The sequence below is a fragment of the Arsukibacterium sp. genome (assembly GCF_036735525.1).
GTDB lineage: Bacteria > Pseudomonadota > Gammaproteobacteria > Enterobacterales > Alteromonadaceae > Alishewanella.
Genome location: NZ_DAINOE010000055.1, coordinates 1 through 4,955, shown reverse-complemented (window position 1 = coordinate 4,955; position 4,955 = coordinate 1). Strand labels below are relative to the sequence as shown.

At 47.9% G+C, this 4,955-nt stretch carries 6 protein-coding genes; all 6 read right to left on the bottom strand.

The window, feature by feature from the left end:
* A partial coding sequence (locus V7D78_RS11490) for a flotillin family protein (protein WP_333608596.1) occupies positions 1-1,223 on the bottom strand: 1,223 nt, incomplete at its 3' end.
* 36 nt (positions 1,224-1,259) lie between these two features.
* A complete protein-coding gene (locus V7D78_RS11485) occupies positions 1,260-1,943 on the bottom strand; it encodes a YqiJ family protein (protein WP_333608595.1) in 684 nt (227 codons plus the stop codon).
* The gene (locus V7D78_RS11480; protein WP_333608594.1) at positions 1,943-2,614 is read right to left on the bottom strand and encodes a PspA/IM30 family protein; all 672 of its coding nucleotides are present in this window, start codon (positions 2,612-2,614) and stop codon (positions 1,943-1,945) included. The genes V7D78_RS11485 and V7D78_RS11480 overlap by 1 nt, the downstream gene beginning before the upstream one ends.
* Positions 2,614-3,114, bottom strand: a complete 501-nt coding sequence (locus V7D78_RS11475; protein WP_333608593.1) for a hypothetical protein — start codon at positions 3,112-3,114, stop codon at positions 2,614-2,616. The genes V7D78_RS11480 and V7D78_RS11475 overlap by 1 nt, the downstream gene beginning before the upstream one ends.
* A 440-nt stretch (positions 3,115-3,554) precedes the next feature.
* Entirely contained in the window at positions 3,555-4,028 is a 474-nt protein-coding gene (locus tag V7D78_RS11470; RefSeq protein ID WP_333608592.1) for a hypothetical protein, read from the bottom strand.
* 103 nt (positions 4,029-4,131) lie between these two features.
* The gene (locus V7D78_RS11465; protein ID WP_333608591.1) at positions 4,132-4,830 is read right to left on the bottom strand and encodes a transposase; all 699 of its coding nucleotides are present in this window, start codon (positions 4,828-4,830) and stop codon (positions 4,132-4,134) included.
* Between the last annotated feature and the right edge of the window lie 125 nt (positions 4,831-4,955).

The window sequence follows — 4,955 nt, the reverse complement described above, 5'->3', positions numbered from 1 at the left end:
GCTACGACCAGCTGAATCGCTTCTTTCTCTGCTAACTGGCGCGCCATAATCAGTTCAACCTGCTTCGCCCGCTCAGCTTGCTCCGTTTGACGTACAGTAATAACGCCTTCTTCCTGACGTACCGCCAGAGCCCTGGCTTTATCCGCTTCAGCCTTAGCTTCAGACTCGGCCCGGGATTTTTCAGCCACCGCAATCGATTTTTCCTGCGAGGCCAGCTCTACCGCTTTTTGCCGTTCAATTTCTGCTTGCTCTACCGCCCGTTGTTTGGCGATATCCATTTCCTTTACCGCACGGTCTTTCTGGATATTCTCGTTATCGATATCACGCTCAGACATAATGCGTTTTAAGTCGATTTCACGTTGCGAGGCAATTTGCGCTTCTTCTGCTTCACGTTTTTTCTCCGCTTGTTCACGGGCGATTTCGGCCATTTGAGAAGCACGACGAATAGAGACTTCGCGCTCCTGCTCTAAGCGGGCATATTCTTCTTCACGCGAAATATTTAATTTTGCCCGCTCCGCTTCCAGATTTTTGGTTTTAATCGCTAAATCGGTTTCCTGCTCGATATCGTTGCGAATTTTACGGCGCGATTCTATGGCCTGGGTCAGCTTGGTTAAACCCTCGGCATCGAACGCATTTTGTGGATTAAAGTGTTCGAACGCCGTTTGGTCCAGGCCGGTTAACGATACCGATTCCAGTTCCAAACCGTTTTTCAGCAAGTCTTCTGATACCACATGCTGCACTTTTTGCACAAAATCGACGCGCTTTTCATGCAGCTCTTCCATGGCCATTTCAGCCGCCACTGAGCGCAGCGCATCAACAAATTTACCCTCAACCAGCTCTTTCAGCTCTTTCGGGTTCATGGTTTTTAAACCCAGTGTTTGAGCCGCATTAGCAATGGCATCTACCGTCGGCTTAACCCGCACATAAAACTCAGCAGTAACGTCTGCACGCATTCTGTCTCGGGTGATCAGCGCCTGCTCATTGGCACGGCGTACTTCGAGACGCAATGTATTCATGTTAACCGGGATAATTTCATGCAATACCGGCAGCACTATGGCACCACCATTCATGATGACTTTTTCGCCTCGAAAACCAGTACGGACAAACGAAATTTCTTTGGTAGCTCTTTTATATAGCCTGGCCAGGATCATACCCAAAATGATCAACGCAACCAGCACAGCTCCAGCAATAATGAAGATGTGCGTAAAATTTTCTAACTGCATAATGACTCCTTTTTATACTTTATGGATTTCCGTTATTCAGACAGCCTCGTTGTCTGCGTCACTTAGATGGGGGTTATCATTTTTTATTGCTTTATATACAGCACCTTGCCGGGTTAGTAACAACACCTCAGCGCCTTGCTCAAACATCTCAGCCGGGTTGTCGGGCTCTACCTGCACATAGTGCTGATAACCATGCTGATCTTTTACCCGGGCTTCAGCCGCATACTGATGCTTAGCTGTGCCAAGGGTGATAATCGCTACCCGCCCTAATAAACTGTCGCTGCTCACAGCCGTCGTTTCATCGCGGGGCATGATGCTTTGCAGTAAACCGCCACCAAAACGCACCAGCGGCAAGCTTAACGTAAACACTGCCGGCGCCGCCAACCAGGCCGGCGCCATGCTACCGAGCAGCGAATGCAACAGGCTTTGAATTATCAAACCGAGTAAGCCAAAGCTCAGCAAAAATACCACCAGCAACATCAAAAGCGGCACTTCACCAATCCTCAGCCAGCCAAAAAACCGGCTTAAGGCACTGTCAGCATCTAATTGCCCTACCTCAGTGTGCGGACTTAGCTCCACTTCAGGTAATAAGCCATCCAATGAGGAAGACACACTGGCACCAAACAACAGTGCTACCGCCTCCAGCAGGCCAATTAATAGCATCAGCAGCAGCGCAATACTGAACAGCATGTTTTCGCTGGCCAGCAGTAACTGCCACATTAAGCTTTACCTGCTTTTATTGCGGCTAAACGTTCTGCTACCCGGTTTTTACGGCTAAGCTCTTCCAGTTCAGCCAGCTTGCCGGCATTGCCCAGACCAGTGTCCCGACCGGCAATACCGCTGCTGCGCTCCAGCACGCGGCCAAACGCCTCAGCTGCACGTTCAGCTTTGTGTTCGGCAGAGTCTTTATTCGCCGCTGCCGCCTGACTGCCCGCCGTCATTTTCGCTTTTTGCGATTCAACAAAGGCCTGCAATTCGGCGCGCATATCGCGCTTTTTCGCCTGCAACGCCTGAATAAAGCCTTCCAGCTCTTTTTCACGAGCAGCACAATCGGCTATAGAGGCTTCCAGTACCGGTATCCGGGCTTCAATATCCATTTGTTGCGCAATGCCGGCTTCGGCTAAATCGTCACGGCCGTTGGCCACGGCAATCTGTAACTGCTCGGCTAACGACTCATACCGGCTGTTTTCTTCCATCAGTTTTTTGCTGGCCAGATGTTTTTGCGCCACCTGTTGCCCCAGCTCAGCCCGGGTATCGGCAATGGCATTATCCAGCTCACGGATTGCCTGCTCCATTACCGTTTCCGGTGCACTGTTTTCCACTGCATCGACCAGGGCATTAACACTGCCACTGACTAACCGGGCGACCCGGCGGGTAATACTTTCACTCATTACTCTGCTCCTTGTACTGCCAGACGATGCTGAGTAATTAACTCAGCCAGTTTAAAAATGCCATCCTGCTCTGCCGTCATTTGTGGTTGGGTAACCGCCAAAGGCAAAAGTAATGACACCATATTTAACACTTGTTGCGTTAATTGTTGCTCTGCCAGCTGCAGTTCCCGCACATTCAGGCCTGGGCAGCGTGCGCCTAAAGTTTGCAGACTGGCTAACAGCTCAGGTAGCCGCTCCAGCAGCCTGTTGCTGGCTTCGGTTCTGATCTGCAGCTGCTGCTGGCGCACCAGTAACGGCTGGCTGATTTGCTTGCACCAGTCGTTCATTTGTACCAGGTTTTCAGAAAAGTCATCAAAGCAGGCATGTCGGCGACGGGTTTCTGCTAACAGGGCTCGCAGTTTATCTGATGGCGTATGGGCACCGTCATACGCAAGTGTGCTGATAAACTCAGCATCTTCTACGCTGATCCTGGCACTGAATGGCACGGTTTTCATCGTCATACTAAACCTTTTTTAGCTACAGACTGCGGCTGGTGACTTCAGTGTATGCAAATGAATTCATTTGTCAATTATCAAATACAAAAAATACACTTTTATTAAAATCACGTTTGAGCAGGCGAAATAACCTGCAAAGCAGCTTTTTAGCAGCGGTATCGATGTCAGTTATTTACGTAGCGGGGATATGCCAGCTGCCACTGCTCAGGCAGCTTGAGGCTTTGCCAAAATTCTGTTGTAGCTGAGAATGTTTGAGACATGGTTATTTATTTTGATCTGCCCTTAAAATTTTTAAAATGCGAAGGTTATTGCTTTACAAGGAATAAAAGATACGCGCACTTAGCAGTGCGCGCGGGTTTGGTTACGCTGTTGACTCCGAGAGGCTAATGGGTGACCCTAAATATCCGCCCCCGATTTTTCTCACCAACAATCTGATGTGCGGTATGTTAAGGGCGACAATCAAGATAAACGCCATTAGAAACCTTAACAAGGTTAGAATGCGCGCTCGCTAACTCCTTAGTTTTAAACACATCGGCATCTGTACGCAACTGAAGTAGCAGGTGTTTTCTTCTACCATAGCCAATATATAAAAAGCCTGACTCAGCAATGCTTTTATTTTCGTCTAAAGCAGCTTTGTCATAAAAACCAAATGCCAGCCAATACTGTGTTGATATATTTAAATCATTTACAGGTAAACCAAAATAATCCGTGCGCTCATTAGCATAAATAGTACCTGTCCGCTTTGTCAGGATATCCCTGATTTCAGGATTCCTATCCAATGAATTTACCCATAGTGTTAGCGACGACAATATTGCTTCATCTTGTGCCAGCAGTTGCAAATGCTCGCATTCGGGGTCTTTTTTTGCACATCCAATCAGCAGCAACAATGCGGAAGCTATAATAATTAAATGTTTTGTCATGGAGCATTCCTCCTTCCGAATTCAGCCCATTTCTGAGCAGTATATGCTTGCTTAAGGTTATGCCATCCTTCACCTTGCAAAGAATATTAGGGTCAGAACAAAATTAATCGCGTGCTTTCTTACCCTTCGGCCGCCCTCTCTGCTCCAGATGCTGCCGCCGACCCGTTAACGTTGCTACTTCTTGCTTAAAACGTTCATTACCCAATGCCATACCACTTTTTATGCTGCTGCGAATATCAACCAGCATATCGTCACTGATACCACTGCTACACAAGTCCCGATACGCTTGCTGCCTCTCAACCGCGGTATCTGCCATTGCCAGATAACAGGCATGCGCCTGACACAAGTCTGAGTGCTTGCCCAGCCCATTCATGGCATAACTCGACCATTTATAATCTGCTGGCGACAAAACCATTCCTGCACGAACCGGGTTGAGCTCTATATAGCGATATAGCATCATCACATAGCGTTCTTCTTGCACTAAACAAGATTTAAAACGCCCTTCCCACAAGGTACCGCTGCGCTGGTAAGTCCGATTAAAATACCGCACATATTGTCTGCCGACACTTTGCATCATCACACTGATGCCACTGCTGTCAGACGCAGTACATAGCAAATGCACATGATTCGTCATCAGCACCCAGGCATGTATATGTACCCCATAGGCTTGTGAGTATTCTTTTAGCCAGTTTGCATAAGCGGCAAAATCATCGTCACACACAAAACACACCTGACGGTTGTTACCACGCTGAATAACATGCTCTGGCACGCCAGCTAAATGCACTCGGGGAAGTCTTGCCATAACGATCCCTTATCATCATCTTAGACCGGATTAAGCATAGACTATTTTATTTTGTTCTGACCCTAAATATCTGTTACAACATGCTAAAAGACGGGGTAGAGTTTGATGTGAAACGCGCTTTTAAC

Coding starts and splice junctions, on each gene's coding strand:
- V7D78_RS11470 (WP_333608592.1), bottom strand. CDS start 4,028: ATGACAAAACATTTAATTATTATAGCTTCCGCATTGTTGCTGCTGATT.
- V7D78_RS11465 (WP_333608591.1), bottom strand. CDS start 4,830: ATGGCAAGACTTCCCCGAGTGCATTTAGCTGGCGTGCCAGAGCATGTT.
- V7D78_RS11485 (WP_333608595.1), bottom strand. CDS start 1,943: ATGTGGCAGTTACTGCTGGCCAGCGAAAACATGCTGTTCAGTATTGCG.
- V7D78_RS11475 (WP_333608593.1), bottom strand. CDS start 3,114: ATGACGATGAAAACCGTGCCATTCAGTGCCAGGATCAGCGTAGAAGAT.
- V7D78_RS11480 (WP_333608594.1), bottom strand. CDS start 2,614: ATGAGTGAAAGTATTACCCGCCGGGTCGCCCGGTTAGTCAGTGGCAGT.